Annotated in this window: 15 protein-coding genes; 10 read left to right on the top strand and 5 right to left on the bottom strand. The window is 43.3% G+C overall.

The window, feature by feature from the left end; genetic code table 11:
* Positions 1–86 precede the first annotated feature (86 nt).
* The 10 genes from OAG1_RS00075 (at position 87) to OAG1_RS00030 (ending at position 12080) form a co-directional block, all read left to right on the top strand.
* Positions 87–1337, top strand: coding sequence for an ABC transporter substrate-binding protein (locus OAG1_RS00075; RefSeq protein ID WP_338622938.1), 1251 nt, complete (start codon positions 87–89; stop codon positions 1335–1337).
* A gap of 85 nt (positions 1338–1422) precedes the next feature.
* Positions 1423–2295, top strand: a complete 873-nt coding sequence (locus OAG1_RS00070; protein WP_016400294.1) for a sugar ABC transporter permease — start codon at positions 1423–1425, stop codon at positions 2293–2295.
* 2 nt (positions 2296–2297) lie between these two features.
* Positions 2298–3152: a carbohydrate ABC transporter permease gene (locus OAG1_RS00065; RefSeq protein WP_016400293.1), complete on the top strand. Its 855-nt coding sequence runs from the start codon at positions 2298–2300 to the stop codon at positions 3150–3152.
* Positions 3153–3158: 6 nt separating this feature from the next.
* Entirely contained in the window at positions 3159–4271 is a 1113-nt protein-coding gene (gene ugpC, locus OAG1_RS00060) for a sn-glycerol-3-phosphate ABC transporter ATP-binding protein UgpC (protein ID WP_338622935.1), read from the top strand.
* Between the two features lie 429 nt (positions 4272–4700).
* Positions 4701–4952, top strand: a complete 252-nt coding sequence (gene tusA / locus OAG1_RS00055) for a sulfurtransferase TusA (RefSeq protein ID WP_016400290.1) — start codon at positions 4701–4703, stop codon at positions 4950–4952.
* Positions 4953–5080: 128 nt separating this feature from the next.
* The gene (gene glyQ, locus OAG1_RS00050) at positions 5081–5986 is read left to right on the top strand and encodes a glycine--tRNA ligase subunit alpha (protein ID WP_016400289.1); all 906 of its coding nucleotides are present in this window, start codon (positions 5081–5083) and stop codon (positions 5984–5986) included.
* 10 nt (positions 5987–5996) lie between these two features.
* Positions 5997–8075, top strand: a complete 2079-nt coding sequence (gene glyS, locus OAG1_RS00045) for a glycine--tRNA ligase subunit beta (protein ID WP_338622932.1) — start codon at positions 5997–5999, stop codon at positions 8073–8075.
* A 241-nt stretch (positions 8076–8316) separates the two neighbouring features.
* Positions 8317–8766 carry a hypothetical protein gene (locus tag OAG1_RS00040; RefSeq protein ID WP_016400287.1) on the top strand — a complete coding sequence of 150 codons (450 nt, stop codon included), beginning with the start codon at positions 8317–8319 and terminating at the stop codon, positions 8764–8766.
* Positions 8767–8845: 79 nt separating this feature from the next.
* Positions 8846–10681 (top strand): alpha-amylase, encoded by a 1836-nt coding sequence (locus OAG1_RS00035; protein ID WP_338622929.1) that lies wholly within the window; start codon positions 8846–8848, stop codon positions 10679–10681.
* Positions 10682–10832: 151 nt separating this feature from the next.
* On the top strand, positions 10833–12080 hold the full coding sequence (locus OAG1_RS00030; protein ID WP_338622927.1) for a valine--pyruvate transaminase: 1248 nt from the start codon (positions 10833–10835) through the stop codon (positions 12078–12080).
* 57 nt (positions 12081–12137) lie between these two features.
* Here OAG1_RS00030 and OAG1_RS00025 read toward each other — a convergent pair whose 3' ends face one another.
* The 5 genes from OAG1_RS00025 to dnaA all read right to left on the bottom strand — a co-directional run bounded on the left by OAG1_RS00025 (position 12138) and on the right by dnaA (position 18835).
* Positions 12138–12605 (bottom strand): Hsp20 family protein, encoded by a 468-nt coding sequence (locus tag OAG1_RS00025; RefSeq protein WP_016400284.1) that lies wholly within the window; start codon positions 12603–12605, stop codon positions 12138–12140.
* 196 nt (positions 12606–12801) lie between these two features.
* Complete coding sequence (gyrB, locus tag OAG1_RS00020) at positions 12802–15216, bottom strand: DNA topoisomerase (ATP-hydrolyzing) subunit B (RefSeq protein ID WP_016400283.1); 2415 nt, start codon at positions 15214–15216, stop codon at positions 12802–12804.
* A complete protein-coding gene (gene recF / locus OAG1_RS00015; RefSeq protein ID WP_338622924.1) occupies positions 15209–16294 on the bottom strand; it encodes a DNA replication/repair protein RecF in 1086 nt (361 codons plus the stop codon). The genes gyrB and recF overlap by 8 nt, the downstream gene beginning before the upstream one ends.
* Positions 16295–16307: 13 nt before the next feature.
* Entirely contained in the window at positions 16308–17411 is a 1104-nt protein-coding gene (gene dnaN / locus OAG1_RS00010; protein WP_338622922.1) for a DNA polymerase III subunit beta, read from the bottom strand.
* Positions 17412–17431: 20 nt separating this feature from the next.
* Complete coding sequence (gene dnaA, locus OAG1_RS00005; protein WP_016400280.1) at positions 17432–18835, bottom strand: chromosomal replication initiator protein DnaA; 1404 nt, start codon at positions 18833–18835, stop codon at positions 17432–17434.
* Positions 18836–18935: the final 100 nt, after the last annotated feature.

The raw sequence follows: 18935 nt of genomic DNA, 5'->3' as shown, positions 1-18935 counted from the left end.
CATCTAGTCTATTTAGTAGCCAATCAGCGCAGTAAGATTGGTGAAATAAGGAATGGAATTCACAAAAAAATAACAAAGGCATCAATATGCGTAAATTTGCAACTCTCGCCTCTACCCTGGCACTTACTAGCGCTATTAACCTTGCTTATGCAGGGGAAGTAGAAGTTCTTCACTGGTGGACTTCAGGTGGTGAAGCCAAATCTGTAGGCGTGCTAAAAGAAATGTTGGAAGCCCAAGGGCATTCTTGGAAAGACTTTGCCGTAGCTGGCGGCGGTGGTGAAAGTGCGATGACAGTACTTAAAACTCGCGCGATTTCTGGTAACCCACCAGCAGCAGCTCAAATTAAAGGTCACGACATTCAAGAATGGGCAGACCTTGGATTTTTAAGTAACCTGAATGACGTAGCTAAAGCCGAAAAATGGGACGATGCGGTTCCGGCAGTGGTTACCAACGTGATGAAGTTTAACGGTGACTATGTAGCCGTTCCGGTAAACGTGCACCGCGTAAACTGGTTATGGGCTAACCCAGCAGTATTTGAAAAAGCGGGCGCCAAAATCCCTACCACTATGGATGAGTTTTTTGTTTCTGCAGAAAAACTTAAAGCGGCTGGTATTATCCCATTAGCTCACGGTGGCCAAGCTTGGCAAGACGCCACAGTATTTGAAGCCGTGGCTTTAGACATCTTAGGTTCTGAAGACTACAACAAAGCGTTTGTGATGCACGACGATGCAGTGCTTAGCAGCGACAAAATGGTTGAAGTATTTACGGTTTTCAAAAAAATGAGTAACTACATCGATAGCGACTCACCAGGCCGTGATTGGAACATTGCCACCAGCATGGTAATTAATGGCCAAGCCGGTATGCAAATTATGGGAGACTGGGCGAAAGGCGAATTTGTTGCTGCAGGTAAAGTACCAGGCAAAGATTTCGTTTGTTTGCCTGCACCAGGTACCGACGGCCAATTTACCTTTAACATCGACAGCTTCGCTATGTTTGAACTAAGCAACGCCGATAATGTTAAAGCGCAAAAAGCCCTAGCTAAAACTATTCTTACTCCTGAATTCCAAGAAGTATTTAACTTAAACAAAGGTTCTATTCCAGTACGTACCGATATGGATATGAGCAAGTTCGACAGTTGTGCCTTGGATTCAATGGCGACCTTTAAAGCCAGTAACCAATCGGGCGACTTAGTGCCAAGCATGGCGCATGGCCTAGCCACTACTGGTTACGTTCAAGGTGCCATTTACGATGTAGTGACTAACTTCTTTAATGATCCAGACGGTGACCCTAAAGAAGCGGTAACTAAGTTAGCGCGCGTAGTTAAAGCCGCTAAATAAGCCTTAAAACTCCGGCCACCCGGCCGGAGTTTACCTTTGCTATCCCCATGTTAGTTTGAACACGGAGTTCGAACGAGGCTGTACTATGTTTAATACTCTGCAAAAATGGTTGCCTAAAATCATTCTGTCGCCGTCAATATTTCTGGTTACAGTGTGTATTTATGGCTACGTAGCTTGGACTGGCTACTTATCATTAACCCATTCTCGCTTTTTACCCAACTTTAAGTGGGCGGGTTTACTGCAATACCAAAAATTGATGGAAAATGACCGCTGGGTCACATCTTGCATTAACCTGCTGATTTTTGGCGTATTGTTTATCATCATCTCAATTATTTTAGGCACCTTGTTAGCGATATTTCTCGATCAGAATATTCGCCAAGAGGGAGCTATCCGCACTATTTACCTTTACCCGATGGCGCTGTCATTTATTGTTACCGGTACTGCCTGGAAGTGGATTTTAAACCCCGGTTTAGGTTTAGAAAAAATGATGCACGACTGGGGCTGGACCAGCTTTGAATTCAACTGGCTGGTGAGCAATGACATGTCGGTGTATACCTTAGTTATTGCGGCCGTTTGGCAATCCTCTGGCTTTGTAATGGCAATGTTTCTGGCTGGCTTACGTGGCATCGACTCAAGCATAGTAAAAGCGGCGCAAATCGATGGCGCAAGCATGCCCACCATTTACTGGAAGATCATACTTCCTTGCCTGCGCCCGGTGTTCTTTAGTGCGGTAATAATCACCTCACACATCGCGATTAAGAGCTTTGACTTAGTAACCGCCCTAACCTCTGGCGGACCGGGTTATTCCTCTGATTTACCGGCACTCTTTATGTATACCCACGCCTTTACTCGCGGACAAATGGGCTTAGGTGCGGCCAGCGCCATGATGATGTTAGGCGGCGTACTCGCGATACTCGTGCCGTATTTATACTCTGAACTGCGCAACCGGGAGCAATAATCATGACTAAATTTTCTCCGGGACGTTTGTTCATCTACTTCATCTTAATATTGTTTTGTGCCATTTATTTAATGCCACTACTGGTAATGCTATTAACCTCGTTTAAAACCCTACCGGATATTCGTGGTGGCAACCTGTTGTCGTTGCCAGAAGTATGGGTATTTGAAGCTTGGTTTAAAGCTTGGGGCAGCGCCTGTACAGGGGTAACTTGTGAAGGGGTTAAAGGCTACTTCTGGAACTCCTTTAAAATGGCCATTCCAGCAGTATTTATCTCTACCCTAATTGGCGCTTTAAACGGCTATGTCATTGCTCATTGGCGCTTTAAAGGCTCAAACTTGTTTTTTGCCTTAATGCTATTTGGCTGCTTTATTCCCTTCCAGGTAATTTTGCTCCCTATGGCTGCTACCTTAGGCAAATTTGGCTTAGCCAATACCACCACCGGTTTGGTATTTGTGCATGTGGTTTATGGCTTGGTATTTACTACCCTGTTCTTCCGTAACTTCTATGTATCGGTACCAGGAGAACTGGTAAAGGCAGCCAAATTAGATGGCGCTGGCTTCTTCACCATTTTCTTCAAAATAATGCTGCCTATCTCCAAACCAATCATCATGGTTTGCATCATTTGGCAATTTACCCAGATTTGGAACGACTTCTTATTTGGCGTGGTGTATTCGGGCTCAGATTCGCAGCCTATAACCGTGGCGTTAAACAACTTAGTAAACACCAGTACTGGTGTTAAAGAATACAACGTAGACATGGCCGCCGCGATTATCGCCGCGTTACCTACCCTATTTGTTTATGTTGTAGCAGGAAAATATTTTGTGCGCGGCTTAACCGCTGGCTCAGTAAAAGGATAAAAATTAATGGCGACCTTAGATATAAAACAACTTTATAAGCGCTATGGTAAAAACGGTCCCAATACCCTAGAAGATATTAATATCTCCATTGAGTCGGGTGAGTTTTTAATCCTAGTTGGTCCTTCAGGCTGTGGTAAATCTACTTTAATGAACATGATTGCCGGCTTAGAAGAAATTACCGCCGGAGACATTTGCATAGATGGCAAAGTAGTAAACGACGTAGACCCTAAAGACCGCGATATTGCGATGGTGTTCCAGTCTTACGCGCTTTACCCCAATATGACAGTGCGTGGCAATATTGAGTTTGCCTTAAAAATTCAAAAAATGGATAAACCAGAACGCGATAAAGAGATCACTCGAGTTGCCCAATTACTGCAAATTGAGCACCTGCTAGATAGAAAGCCTTCGCAGCTCTCGGGTGGCCAGCAACAACGGGTATCAATGGGCCGCGCCTTAGCGCGCCAACCCAAGATCTACTTATTTGATGAACCTTTAAGTAACCTAGACGCCAAGCTACGAGTCGAAATGCGTCATGAGATTAAAAAGCTACACCAGCGCTTGGGCACTACCATTGTTTATGTAACACACGATCAAATTGAAGCTATGACTTTAGCCGATCGCATCGCCGTGATGAAAGATGGTCAGCTACTACAATTGGGCTCACCAGCTGAGATTTATAACGACCCAGCAGACATGTTTGTTGCTGGCTTTATGGGCTCGCCAGCCATGAACTTTTTACATTGCAGTGTGGAACTAAGTGAGCAAGGATTAGTGGGCTCCTTAGTGTGTGACCAACAACAATCACATACTATTCCGCTGCCAGAACACTTAGCAAAATACGCCGGTAAATCGATTGTGGTAGGTATTCGCCCAGAGCAGATTACCCATGTGAATCCTTACAAACAAGACAAGCCATTAGTCACAACCTTAAACCTAAAACTGGGTGTTTTGGAACCTACTGGCCCCGATACCATTGCATTAGTGACATTAAACGACAAAGAGATTAGCTGTCGTTTAGATCCTGATAAGCCAGCGGTGATGGGCGAAAGCCTAGACTTGATGTTTGATATGTCGAGCGCAGTGTTTTTTGACCCTAATAGCGAACAGCGGATACGCTAAGTAATACACTAGGGGCTGTAGATCTTTGCTGATGGTTTTTGCAGCAATTTATTAGCCATTTAGGCAAGGCAGTGAGTGTGCAGTTAAGTGCGCTTAATAATCACTCGCTAACGCTGAATAAATGGCTAAGAAATGCTGCCCGAAGGGTTCGGATAAGCGGGCTTTACTCTTTGTTAAGCACTTCTTACTTAGCCCACTAGGCCTCTAAGTGCTCGCCGCGATTAAAGCCCGCTTATCTCGAACAAAATTTCAACACCAAAGATCAACAGACCCTAGCAACAAGAGGCTTCGGCCTCTTGTTGTTGGGTTTTCTGCACCTTATTCCACTGCCATATTGCTCACTCTCCACACAATGGTCAAAGTTGACAGCTGACACCTCGCTTTTAGCTGGTATACAATAGCGCTGTAGCACAAAGAGACCGCAGTAAAATGAGCAATAACTTAGATTTCAATCAAGCCGATCACCAATTAGATGCCTTAGGTTTACGTTGTCCTGAACCCGTTATGATGGTTCGCAAAGCCATCCGTAACATTGATATTGGCGAAACCTTGTTAGTGCAAGCCGACGACCCATCAACCACTCGCGACATGGTCAGCTTTTGCGAGTTTATGGATCACACCTTAGTGGCTAAAAAAACTGACCAAACACCCTTCCAGTATTTGATCAAGAAAGGCAGTTAGCTTAGTTTTTTCAAAAAAGTCTAATTTATCAGCAATTCCCCGCACAACAGCACTAGGGTCTGCCTGCTTGCTAGGGTATACTCCGTCAGTTATAAAACCGATTATTTTTCATACGCGCGACACTAATCATGCATAAATACGATATTAAAACCTTTCAAGGCCTTATTTTGGCCTTACAGGACTACTGGGCCCGCCAAGGCTGCGTAATTGTTCAACCTTTAGACATGGAAGTAGGTGCAGGCACCTTTCATCCGCAAACCTTTTTGCGCTCTATCGGTCCAGAACCGATGTCTAGTGCTTATGTACAACCATGTCGTCGCCCAACCGATGGCCGCTATGGTGAAAACCCTAACCGCTTACAACACTACTACCAATTTCAGGTAGTGATGAAGCCATCACCAGACAACATTCAAGAGCTCTACCTAGGCTCTTTAGTTGAGCTTGGCATTAACCCAGAAGTTCACGACATACGTTTTGTTGAAGACAACTGGGAATCACCAACACTTGGTGCTTGGGGTCTAGGCTGGGAAATCTGGTTAAACGGTATGGAAATTACTCAGTTCACCTACTTCCAACAAGTTGGTGGCTTAGAATGTTCGCCAGTAACCGGTGAAATCACTTACGGTTTAGAACGCTTAGCCATGTACATTCAGGGCGTAGACAGTATCTATGACCTAGTGTGGACAGATGGCCCAATGGGCAAAGTGACCTATGGAGATGTATTCCATCAAAACGAAGTAGAGCAGTCTACTTACAACTTTGAACATGCCGACACCACGGCCTTATTCGCCCAATTTGATCAGTGTGAAAAAGATAGCCAAAAATTAATCGAAGCAGGCTTACCACTGCCAGCTTACGAACAGGTAATGAAAGCCTCACACGCCTTCAACCTACTTGATGCTCGCCATGCTATATCGGTAACCGAACGTCAACGTTTCATCCTACGTGTTAGAACCCTTTCTAAAGCCGTAGCCGAAACGTATTACAGTGCTCGAGAAGAGCTTGGTTTCCCATTATGCAAAGACAAAAAGTAACGGAGGCAGCATGAGTAACGAAAACCTATTAGTAGAAATCGGCACCGAAGAGTTGCCACCTAAAGCCTTACGCGGCTTGGCTGAGTCTTTTAAAAGCAACGTACAGCAAAGCTTAGAAAAAGCCGGTTTTGAATTTACCAGTGTTGAATGGTATGCCGCTCCGCGTCGCCTAGCACTAAGCATTCAAAACTTAAGTGAGCAGACCCCAGATAAAGTTGTAGAAAAGCGCGGCCCTGCTATTAGCAGTGCTTTTGACGCCGACGGCAATGCCACCAAAGCCGCCGAAGGATGGGCGCGCTCAAATGGTATTACTGTTGATCAAGCAGAGCGTTTAAAAACCGATAAAGGCGAATGGCTACTACACAAAGCTGAAATAAGTGGCCAAAGCATTTATCAATTATTTCCAGAAATTGTGGCTGACGGCTTAGCCAAGCTGCCAATTCCAAAACCGATGCGCTGGGGAGCTAAAAGCACTCAGTTCATTCGCCCTGTTCATACCATCACCATGCTATACGGTGAGAAATTAGTTCAAGGCAATATTCTGGGTATTGAATCAGCCCGTACCGTGCGCGGCCACCGCTTTATGGGTGAAGCCGAGTTCGAACTAAACCATGCTAACGACTACGTTAAACAGCTAGATCGCCGCGGCAAAGTAATTGTTGATTACCAACAACGTAAAGCCATTATTCGCGAGCAAATTGAAGCTGAAGCAGCCCGAGAAGGCGGCGTAGTGGAAATGGATGAAGCATTACTTGAAGAAGTATGTTCTTTGGTTGAATGGCCAGTAGCCATGGTAGGTAGTTTCGAAGAGAAATTCTTGGAAGTTCCTGCTGAAGCACTGATTTATACCATGAAGGACAATCAGAAATACTTCCCGATTTTAGATACCAAGGGTAACTTATTACCACGTTTTATCTTTGTTTCTAACATTGTTAGTAAAGACCCTCAGCAAGTTATCGAAGGTAACGAGAAAGTTGTTCGCCCTCGCCTTGCTGATGCCGAGTTCTTCTTTGAAACCGATAAAAAATCACGTTTAGACTCGCGTCTAGATAAGCTTGCCAATGTTGTATTCCAACAAAAATTAGGCAGCCTACTCGACAAAGCTAATCGTGTTTCAGAGCTAGCTGCACAAATTGCCGCAGAAATTGGCGGTGATAGCCAACACGCACAGCGTGCTGGTTTGCTATCAAAAGCTGACTTAAACAGTGAAATGGTACTTGAGTTCCCAGACATCCAAGGTGTTATGGGCATGTACTACGCCAAGTTTGATGGTGAACACGAAGACGTAGCCAATGCGCTTAACCAGCAATACTGGCCACGTTTTTCTGGTGACAAATTACCAGAGTCTAAAGTTGCTTCTGCGGTAGCTATTGCCGATAAACTGGATACCTTGGTGGGTATTTTTGCTATTGGCCAGCTACCTAAAGGCGATAAAGACCCGTTTGCTCTGCGCCGTGCCAGTTTAGGCATTATTCGCATCATTCAAGACAAAGGCTTTGAACTAGATTTAGATACACTAATTAACAGCGCCCTGTTGCTATTGCCGCTTGAGTTAAACCAAGAGCAACAAGCTAAAGTACATGGCCAACTTATTGAGTTTGTCTATGCTCGCTTGCGCGCCATGTATCTTGAGCAAGGAATTGACGCCAGCGTTATCACTGCAGTACTAGAGCGTAAACCAACTAAACCTGCAGACATTGAGCAACGCATTAAAGCGGTAAGCCACTTCCGCTCGTTAGAGCAAGCTCAAGCCTTAGCAGCAGCGAATAAACGTGTATCAAACATTCTGGCGAAAAACCCAGATTTTGTTAAACCACAAATTAATAGCAGCTTGCTAAAAGAGCCACAAGAAAAGGCCTTAGCAGAAGCTATCTCAGCTATGCAAAGCAGCTTAAAACCTTTGTTGGAAAACGGCGATTACCAAGCAGCATTAATAGAGCTAGCCACCTTACGTGAAGTAGTGGATAACTTCTTTGATAATGTGATGGTAATGAGCGATGAAGACGCGCTAAAAATTAACCGTTTAAGCCTATTAAACTCGCTACGAGAGCTGTTTTTAGAAATTGCTGACATCTCTGTGATTCAGTAGCCTAAAAGCCTGCGCTGCACAATAAAAAAGCCGCGTCCAAGCAAGGGATGCGGCTTTTTTTGATCCACTTAACTTTTTTAATAAAATCAGCCTTTTCTTGAAATCCTTTTCAGCATAGTAGTGTGAGCTTGGCACGTTTTTTCGCGCCTAGCTTCGCTATAAATAAGCTCGAGTTCGGCTCATTACGTAATGTTTGTCTGTAAAGACAAAGGAAAGCTATAAAAATAGAAAGGAATTGGAAATGCTTAAAAATATCATGAAAGCAGGTGTGCTAGCGCTAATCACCGTAATTGCTGCAGGCTGTGCCTCTGGCGATTCAAACAGCAAACTAACTCGTGACGTATACCTACGTGGTGTATTCACATGGTGGGATGCTGATCCTCAGTTCAAACTTCAGCCTGTTGAAGGTAAAGAAAACGTATGGTTTGCTACTTCTGCTGCTGACGAGCCACTAATCGCTGATGGCCAACCTTACGAGTGGAAATTTGGTGATGCTGCATGGCAATGTGGTACTAACTTCGGTTTCCTATCTGGAGAAGCAGACATCAAACTTGGCGAGCGTCGTCAATCTAACAAATGTTCAGCATTTGATAACTTCAAGTTCACTCCAGAAGAAGATGGTGTTTACCGTTTCTTCCTAGACTGGACAGAAGAATTACCAGTTGTTTACATCGAAAAAGTAGAAATGTAAGCACCGCTTACTCTCTATATAAGCCCCTCTTTGGGGCTTTTTTTTTCGGTCAACAGCAATAACTATATGGATGTAAGCAATGCAACAAGTCATTAAACCTGCCCTGCTTGGTTGTTTAGTCAGCATGGCAATAGCTGGGTGTGCTTCAAACGAGGCAAACACTGGCGGAGCTGCTAGCAGCTCAAGCGAAGCACTTGCTCAAAGCGCTCAATGTCTGCAATGGGATGGTCAGCCCGTAACGGTAGATGTAAGTGAAAGTTTTGAAGAAGGCACCGCTGTTAAAGATTTTTATAGTGGTCAAATGAGTACCGTTTATCAAGGTAAGGTAACTTTTACCCCTTCACCTGAAAGTGGCGGCTTGTTACTACTAGAGTCTGTGGGTAAAAAAGCCGATGAATTTAGCTGGGACAGCGCCTCTGTATATTTTGTTATGACAGACCGCTTCTACAACGGCAACCCAGATAACGATAATAGTTATGGCCGTACTAAAGATGGCAAGAACGAAATTGGTACCTTCCATGGCGGCGACATTGCCGGCCTGAGCAAAAAGCTCGATTACATTGAAGATTTAGGCATCAACGCAATTTGGATTACTGCACCTTACGAGCAAATCCGTGGTTGGGTTGGCGGCGGTATGCGTGGTGACTTCAAACATTACGGTTACCACGGCTACTACGTGCAAGACTACACCGTAATGGACCAAAACATGGGTACAGCGGAAGAGTTTAAGCAGTTCGTAGATGATGCCCACGCTCGAGGCATTCGCGTGGTGATGGACATTGTGATGAACCACACTGGTTACGCAACCTTGAGCGACATGCAAGAGTTTGGTTTTGGTGCCACGCAAGAATATGACGTACCTATCGAAAATTACCTGGGTAAAAAATGGACCGACTGGTCTCCAGGTAAAGGCGAAACCTGGCATAGCTTTAACGACTATATAGATTACGGTGATCGTAACGAGTGGGTGAAATGGTGGGGACCTGATTGGGTACGAACTGACATTTCTGGCTACCCTAACCCGGGCCCAAGTGACTTCGAGATGTCACTAGCTTACTTACCTGATTTTAAAACTGAATCAGATAAGGTTGTGGGTTTACCGCCTTTCTACAAAAATAAACCTGATACCAAAGCGGTAGAAATTCCAGGAGCAACAGTTAGAGACTACTTGGTCACTTGGTTGTCTGACTGGGTACGTGAATATGGTATCGACGGTTTCCGTGCAGACACCGTTAAACACGTTGAGCCAGAAGCATGGCAAGCCTTGAAATTAGCTTCTAGTAAAGCCTTTGCCGAATGGAAGCAAAACAACCCTGATAAAGTACTTGATGACAATGACTTTTGGATGACTGGTGAGTTTTGGGGCCAAGGCTTGAATAACTCGCGCCTATTTGACGCCGGCTTTGATTCGCTTATCGATTTCACTTACCAAACCGATCTAGCTAAAAAAGGCATGAACTGTTTGTCTAATATGCAAGATGGCTATCAACGCTACGCAGACGTGCTAGGAAAGCGCGATGGCAAGGTTCTAAGCTACGTATCATCTCATGATACTAAATTAGCCTTCGGCACCATCAGCAAGGATCTAGAGCAGCAAAAACAACTTGGCTCAGCCTTCTTGTTAATGCCTACAGCGGTACAAGTTTACTACGGTGATGAAAGCGCTCGTGAAAAAGGACCTCGTAGCTCGGATAAACACCAAGCAACTCGCTCAGATATGAACTGGGACCAGTTAAACGATGAACAACGATTAGCGGTTCATAATCACTGGCAAAAACTTCTTCAGTTCCGTAAGCGCCACCAAGCGGTGGGTAGTGGTGAGCACAAGCAGCTAAATTCAGCTCCTTACGTATTTGAACGCCGTAAAGGCGAAGATGCTGTGGTTGTTGTTTATGTAGGCCAGCAAGCCAAATAGACTCAACCTGCACTAAAATAAAAGCGGCTTACTTAAGCCGCTTTTTTATTGCCGAAGACCAGAGAAACTCAGCCGGAGTTTGATCTGTAATGACAATTGCTATTCAAAAGCAAACTTTGTTAAGGTGACGCCTTAGCTTAAAAGGTGCGTTATGACATATTCAAATTTTGGCAACAAATTCACTCGCCATTCAGGCATTACTCAACTGATGGATGACCTTGATGAAGGGATCCGAGCGGGTGATGAAATGATAATGTTAGGCGGCGGTAATCCTGCGCAGATTCCCGAAATGAACGCAACCTTTGAACAGCACCTTCAAGCTAGCATAAGTAATAAAAGCTTACTGGCTGCACTATGTAACTACGATGCCCCACAGGGTAACAAGAACTTCATATCCAACCTTTCGACATTTTTTAGAAATGAATTCCAATGGGATATAAATGAAGAAAATATTGCACTCACCAATGGTAGTCAAAGTGCATTTTTCTTCCTTTTCAATTTATTTGCAGGTAAAGGCAAGAACAATAAGCGAGTCTTATTCCCGCTTGCTCCTGAATATATCGGCTATGAAGACAGCGGAATAGATGAAGACTTATTTATTGGTAATAAACCTAGCATCGAGTATTTGACTGATAGACAGTTTAAGTATCACGTTGATTTTGAACACTTAACAATTGATGAAAGCGTTGGTCTCATTTGTGTCTCACGCCCCACCAATCCTACCGGCAATGTCATTACCAATAACGAAATCAACAAGCTTTCGGCACTTGCCAAGCAGCATCAAGTACCACTATTGATTGATAATGCCTACGGACTGCCCTTTCCAAACCTAGTATTTACCGAGGGAGCTAGTCCATTCTGGGACAGCAATACTATTCTTTGCTTAAGTTTATCTAAGCTTGGTTTACCCGGAACACGCTGCGGCATTGTTATAGCCAAACCAGAAACTATCAAAGCAGTCTCTAATTTGTCAGGAATTATTAATTTGTCACCGGGCGGCGTTGGCCCTGCGCTAGCTAACGAGATGCTTAAAGACAACAGCTTGCTAGATGCTAGTAACCACGTAATAAAACCTTTCTACCAGCAGAAATCACAGCAAGCGATTAGCTGGCTTCAAGCTGCTATACCTTCTAGCAAATTTCGAATACATAAATCTGAAGGTGCAATGTTCTTGTGGCTTTGGTTTGAAGGTTTAACTATAAGCGACAAACAACTTTACCAGCAGTTAAAAGCAAATGGCTTACTCATAGTGCCAGGCAGTTACTTCTTCCCAGGTATCGACAAGGACTGGCGGCATACCCAAGAATGTATTCGTCTTAACTTTGCTCAAAATGAAGAACAGGTTAAACGCGGTATTGAGATATTAGCTGATGTGGTAAACCCACTACTGGCAGATTAACTCACTAACAAAAAAAGGGCCTGTTGGCCCTTTTCATTCTCTATCACTAGCGTTTAGTTAAGCTGATTTAGCTTCTAAGCTTTCTACGTTTAACTTACCGTTAATAGGTATTTGCTTAGGTTTAAGCGCTTCAGGGATCTCCCGCTCTAGCTCAATAAATAACAAACCATTTTCTAAGTTAGCTGCTTTTACTTTCACATGGTCAGCAATTTGATATTTACGCTCAAAGCCGCGTTCTGCGATACCTTGATGTAAAAACTTAGCTTGGCTGTTTTTCTTCTGCTTAGTACCAGTAACGATTAGTGCATTCTCTTGAGCAACAATTGATAGCTCGTCTTCTGCAAATCCAGCAACAGCTAAAGTGATTCGGTAATTATTTTCATCTACCGCTTCAATGTTGTAAGGAGGGTAACCGTTATTCTGAGTTTGAGCGCTTTGGTTAGATGCAGCTTCAATAAAGTTAGCTAGACGATCAAAACCAATGGCTGTGCGATAAAGTGGTGAAAAGTCGTATTGATTACGCATAGTATATTATCCTCATAGAGCAATAAATTGTATTGGACCAGCACTATTGCTGCGTCCCTTTCTTAACAAAACCCACCTTTGTGGCATCCTGTTATTACTAGATATGGGGATAAGATTTTTGGTTTCAAGTGCATCACATACAAAAAAGGCAATATTTTCATATTGCCTTTTTTTATACTACTTTTTGAACTTGGAATTAAACGTCTAGGTTTTCCACATTCAATGCGTTGTCTTCAATAAAGTTACGACGCGGCTCAACTTGGTCACCCATTAAAGTAGTAAACAACTGGTCACAAGCAATCGCATCTTCAACCGTTACTTTCAACATACGACGTGTTTCTGGGTCCATAGTAGTTTCCCAAAGTTGGTCTGGGTTCATTTCGCCCAAACCTTTATAACGTTGAATGTATAGACCACGACGCGACTCAGCCATTAGCCAGTTAAGCGCTTCTTCAAAACTAGTAACAGGCTTGGTCTTCTCACCACGCTTAACGTAGGCACCCTCTTCTATTAAGTTATTAAGATTATCGTATAAGCTACAGATATCTTTATAGTCATTAGAAGCAAAGAACTCAGGTTCGAACTTAAAGCTTACATCCACACCATGCTGACGTAGTGTAACAACAGGATAATAGATATCACGTTCGTCGTGTTTTTCTATTTCAACAGAGTAGTAGTTACCACTAGGAAGCTCAGCATTAACCGGAGCAATAAGCTCTTCAGACCATTGCTCTAATGCTTCAGCATCTTTCAGTTCATCAACATTAAGCGCACGCTGGTAAACCATCTGGCTCAATAATGATATTGGGTAACGACGTGCTAAACGCTCGTTGTTTTTCCAAACACGGCGATACTGCGTCACTAAACTTTCTAGCGCTTCACCGCCAATAGCAGGAGCCTCTGGGTTTACATATAAACCAGAATTATCGAGTGCCAAGGTGGTTAGGTATTCAGTTAGCGATTCTTCATCTTTTACATAGCGCTCTTGCTTGCCTTTCTTCACTTTATATAAAGGAGGCTGAGCGATGTAAATGTAGCCACGTTCAATAATTTCTGGCATTTGACGATAGAAGAAGGTCAATAGCAAAGTACGAATGTGCGAGCCATCGACATCAGCATCGGTCATGATAATGATGTTGTGGTAACGCGTTTTATCTGGATCGTATTCGTCACGACCAATACCACAACCCATGGCAGTAATCAGCGTTGCCACTTCTTGAGAAGATAACATCTTATCAAAGCGGGCTTTTTCTACGTTTAAGATTTTACCTTTTAGTGGAAGAATCGCTTGGTTCTTACGGTTACGCGCTTGTTTAGCACTACCACCCGCAGAATCACCCTCCACTATGTATAGTTCAGATAAAGCCGGGTCTTTTTCCTGACAGTCCGCTAACTTACCAGGTAAACCAGCTAAATCTAATGCGCCTTTACGACGAGTCATATCACGAGCTTTACGTGCAGCTTCACGAGCACGAGCCGCATCAATAATTTTTTGCGTGATAATTTTAGCTTCTTGTGGGTTTTCTAATAAGTACTCACTTAGCTTTTCACCCATGGTTTGTTCAACCGCAGACTTCACTTCCGAAGACACTAACTTGTCTTTAGTTTGGCTAGAGAATTTTGGATCAGGTACCTTAACCGAGATAACCGCAGTTAGACCTTCACGAGCATCATCACCCGTGGCACTGCTTTTATCTTTCTTATTAACTTCTTTTTCCATGTAGCTATTAAGCGTACGAGTTAACGCAGCTCTAAAGCCCGCTAGGTGAGTACCACCATCACGCTGAGGAATGTTGTTGGTAAAACAATAGATGTTTTCTTGGAAACCGTCGTTCCACTGCATTGCCACTTCTACCGCAATACCGTCATCACGTTGGAAGTTAAAGCTAAACGCTTTATCGTGGATTGGTGTTTTGTTGGTATTTAGGAACGAAACAAAAGCCTGAATACCACCTTCGTAACAGAAGTGATCCTGCTTATCATCACGCTCATCTTTTAAGATGATAGACACACCTGAGTTCAAGAATGACAATTCACGCAAACGTTTTGCAAGAATATCGTAATGAAACTTAGTGTCAGAGAAGATTTCATCACTAGGCCAAAAGCGTAACTCGGTACCAGTTTTATCAGTATCGCCAACAACCGCTAACGGCGCATCAGGTTCACCCAGAGTATAAAACTGCTCATAAACGTGCCCTTGACGCTTAACTGTTAGCTGCAGCTTAATAGACAAGGCGTTAACTACCGATACACCAACACCGTGCAAACCACCAGATACTTTATAAGAGTTATCGTCAAATTTACCACCAGCGTGGAGAACCGTCATGATTACTTCAGCTGCAGACACACCTTCTTCAGGGTGAATATCAACTGGAATACCACGACCATCATCGGATACAGATACCGATCCATCGTTGTGAATTGTCACTACAACATCAGAACAATGGCCAGCCAATGCTTCATCAATAGAGTTATCTACAACTTCGAAGACCATGTGATGTAAACCTGAGCCATCATCGGTATCGCCAATATACATCCCAGGACGTTTTCTTACTGCATCAAGGCCCTTTAGTACCTTAATACTCGATGAGCCATATTCATTTTCAGCCATGTTTTACTCTCGTTTTATAGTCGCTGATAACACCATGTTCCACGTGAAACATTGTGCATCCTTCTAAATCAAATCCATCTAGCATCTGCTCCTCAATCGCGGAAACAAACACTTGAGACCCATTGTGTTGTAAGCATCTAGCTAACAACTGTCGTTTAGACATATCTAGTTCTGCAGCAAAATCATCAATCAGGTAAACGGTCTTCTTTCCACTTGTTTGCTGAGCATGTTGCCCTTGCGCCAAAATTAAAGCGCACACAAACAGCTTTAACTGCCCTCTCGAAATTACGTCTACTGCATTTATGCCATCAAACTTAAACTTCAAATCTGCTTTGTGAGGCCCGTTCTGGGTATAACCAAGTAATCGGTCTCTCTCAAAGCTTTGCTTTAGCAATTCTTCTAAAGCAACTTTATCGTCCCATCCTTGATAAAAAGCCATATCAAATTGGTACTCTGGCAAAAACTCTGTAACTAACTCAGCCAGCGTATCTGCAATACTCTCTACATACTTTTTGCGTTGTTCACTTACTACTAAAGCGAGTTCAACTAACTGCTTATCCCAAAACTGCAAATCTTGATATTGCCTTGTCTGTTTCAACAAAGCATTTCTTTGTTTCAATATTCGCTTGTAGTTTTGCCAAGCGGCGTGGAACTGATGTTCCACGTGAAACACTCCCCAATCCAAATAAGCGCGCCGATGTTTAGGACTACCATCAACCAAGCCATACCCTTCTGGATGAAGGATTTGTAAAGGCAACAATGAAGCAAGCACCGCTTGGCTTCTTACTGTCTCTTTGTTAATCCTTAAAGCAGTGTCTCCGCCTTTAAACTTTTGCAATCCAATTTTGTGCTCATCTAACTGAGCAAACACAACAAAACTGTCTTGCTGGTAAGTAATAACTTTACTAGGCCTATTACTTCTAAAAGAGCGGCCAAACCCTAAGTAGTAAATGGCTTCTAGTACACTTGTTTTACCGCTGCCATTTTGCCCCAAAATAACATTAAGCTTGGGGTTAGGGCTTAGGTTGGCACTCTTTATATTTCTAAAATTTTGTAAACCTAAGCTTTGAATTTGCATTAGCTACAAGACATTACAAACGCATAGGCATTACAACGTACATTGCTTTGCCGGTTTGTTCAGCATCTTCAATCAAGGCGCTGCTATTGCTGTTGCTCATATTTATTCTGATTTGATCGCACTTAAGGGCATTCAATACATCCAAAACATAAACAACGTTGAATCCTATTTCTAAATCTTCGGCCTGGTAATCTACGTCCAAGATTTCTTCTGCTTCTTCTTGCTCTGGGTTATTTGCGGTTATCTTTAAGCTTCCAGATTCTAGCTGTAAGCGTACACCGCGAAATTTCTCGTTAGACAAAATAGCTGCACGTGAGAATGCTTGTTTAAGCTCATCTCTCCCGGAAATTAATGCTTTATCACTATTAGCAGGAAGAACTCGGCGATAATCAGGGAAACGGCCATCAACTAACTTACTGGTGAAAGTAAAGCCTTGAACACTGGCTCGAATGTTGTTGCTACCAATTTGCAACTCAACTAACTGATCCTCATGCTCAAGCATGCGCGCTAGTTCAATCACACCTTTACGCGGAACAATAACTTGTTGCGCTTGCAAAGGTTTCTCAAAACGTTGTTCGGCTAAAGCTAAACGGTGACCGTCGGTAGCAATAGTTTTCAAACCTTTTTCGTCAGTCTCAAACAACATGCCATTTAAGTAATAACGAACATCCTGGCTAGCCATTGAAAACTGAGTGCTATCAATCAAGTTCTTAAGTTGGCCTTGAGTCAGCTGAATTAGCTGCTGGCTTTGCCAATCTTCGATGTTTGGAAAATCGTTAGCAGGTAAAGTTGCTAGAGAAAAACGACTACGCCCAGAGCGTAGTACCAAACGATTATCGTCGGCTTTACAGCTAATCTCACAACCATCTGGCAAACCACGACAAATATCTACAAACTTTTTAGCCGGTACGGTAACTCGCCCTTCGTTTACAGCACTTTCTAGCGGAAGTGTCGCTATAAGTTCTACTTCCATATCGGTGCCGGTAATCGACAACTGTTGGTTGCTTATATCTAGCAGAACATTACCCAAAATAGGAATAGTTGGACGCCCACCCAGCGCAGCACTCACTTGCTGCAAAGGTTTAAGCAGTTGTTCTCGGTTAATACTAAATTGCATACCTAGTCACGCCTCTCCGATTATGACGATAATGTGCGGATTAAATTCTGATAATCTTCTTTAATGTCGTGGCTTTCTTCTTTAAGTTGAGAGATCTTACGACAAGCATGTAATACCGTTGTATGGTCGCGACCACCAAATGCATCACCAATTTCTGGCAAGCTGTGGTTAGTAAGCTCTTTTGCCAACGCCATTGCTAATTGTCGCGGCCTAGCTACCGAACGAGAGCGTCGTTTAGACAACAGATCAGCCACTTTAATTTTGTAATACTCGGCAACTGTTTTCTGAATATTATCAATAGTTACCAGTTTCTCTTGCAGCGCTAACAAATCACGTAAGGCTTCACGAACAAAATCAATGGTGATTGCACGTCCGGTGAAGTTAGCGTTAGCAATCACACGATTCAACGCCCCTTCTAGTTCACGAACATTAGAACGCAAACGTTTAGCGATAAAGAAAGCAACTTCGTCGGGCAAACGAATATTATTTTCGTTCGCCTTAGTCATTAAAATAGCTACGCGAGTTTCTAACTCTGGGGGTTCGATAGCAACCGTTAAGCCCCAACCAAATCGACTTTTTAAGCGATCTTCAACGCCATCAATTTCTTTAGGGTAGCGGTCACTGGTTAAGATAATTTGCTGATTACCTTCCAACAAAGCATTAAAGGTATGGAAGAACTCTTCTTGTGAGCGTTCTTTATTAGCGAAAAACTGAATATCATCAATTAACAAAGCATCAACGCTACGGTAGTAACGTTTAAAATCTTCTATCGCATTGTTTTGTAAAGCCTTTACCATATCTTGAACAAATCGCTCAGAGTGCATGTACACTACCTTAGCATTCTTTTTGTTCTCGATAATTCCATTACCCACCGCATGTAAAAGGTGAGTCTTACCTAAACCTGTGCCGCCATATAAAAATAGCGGGTTATAAGCACCACCAGGATTATTGGCTACCTGAGTAGCAGCAGCGCGCGCGAGTTGGTTCGACTTACCTTCAACAAAGTTGTCGAACTGGTAAGTGGCATTAATATTGTTTCGATGATTGGCTTCTAGAGCGGATTTTACCGCTGGTTCTTTATCCCAGCTCTTACCGCTATCGTTATTACTCACTGGTGCAGCAGCGGCTCCAGCTTGCACGGGATCGGCTTTTACTGGATTAGATAAGGTTCGGCTAACAGGTTTACTGCCTACCTCAAACCGCAAACTCGGTTTATCACTTCCGCAAAACTCTTCGAGTAAAGCATTCACTCGGATCAAGTACTTATCTTTAACCCAATCCAATACAAAACGGTTTGGTGCATATAACACCAATAACTCTGCGTCTTGCTCAACTTGCAGTGGTCGGATCCACATACTAAATTCTGTTGCCGGCAATTCATCTTGTAAACGTACTAAGATTTGTTGCCAAAGAGACCCACTCACTCGCGACTCCGCGTTATCACCAAAAAGACCGTCTATTTTATAACGGAAGCCGCTTAAACTCTAGGTTTCTTATGAATTATTCACAAGCAGATAACAAATA

Source organism: Agarivorans sp. OAG1, assembly GCF_037076485.1.
Taxonomy (GTDB): domain Bacteria; phylum Pseudomonadota; class Gammaproteobacteria; order Enterobacterales; family Celerinatantimonadaceae; genus Agarivorans; species Agarivorans albus.
The sequence above is the reverse complement of the archived record's forward strand: the minus strand, read 5'-3'. Positions and strand labels throughout refer to the sequence as shown.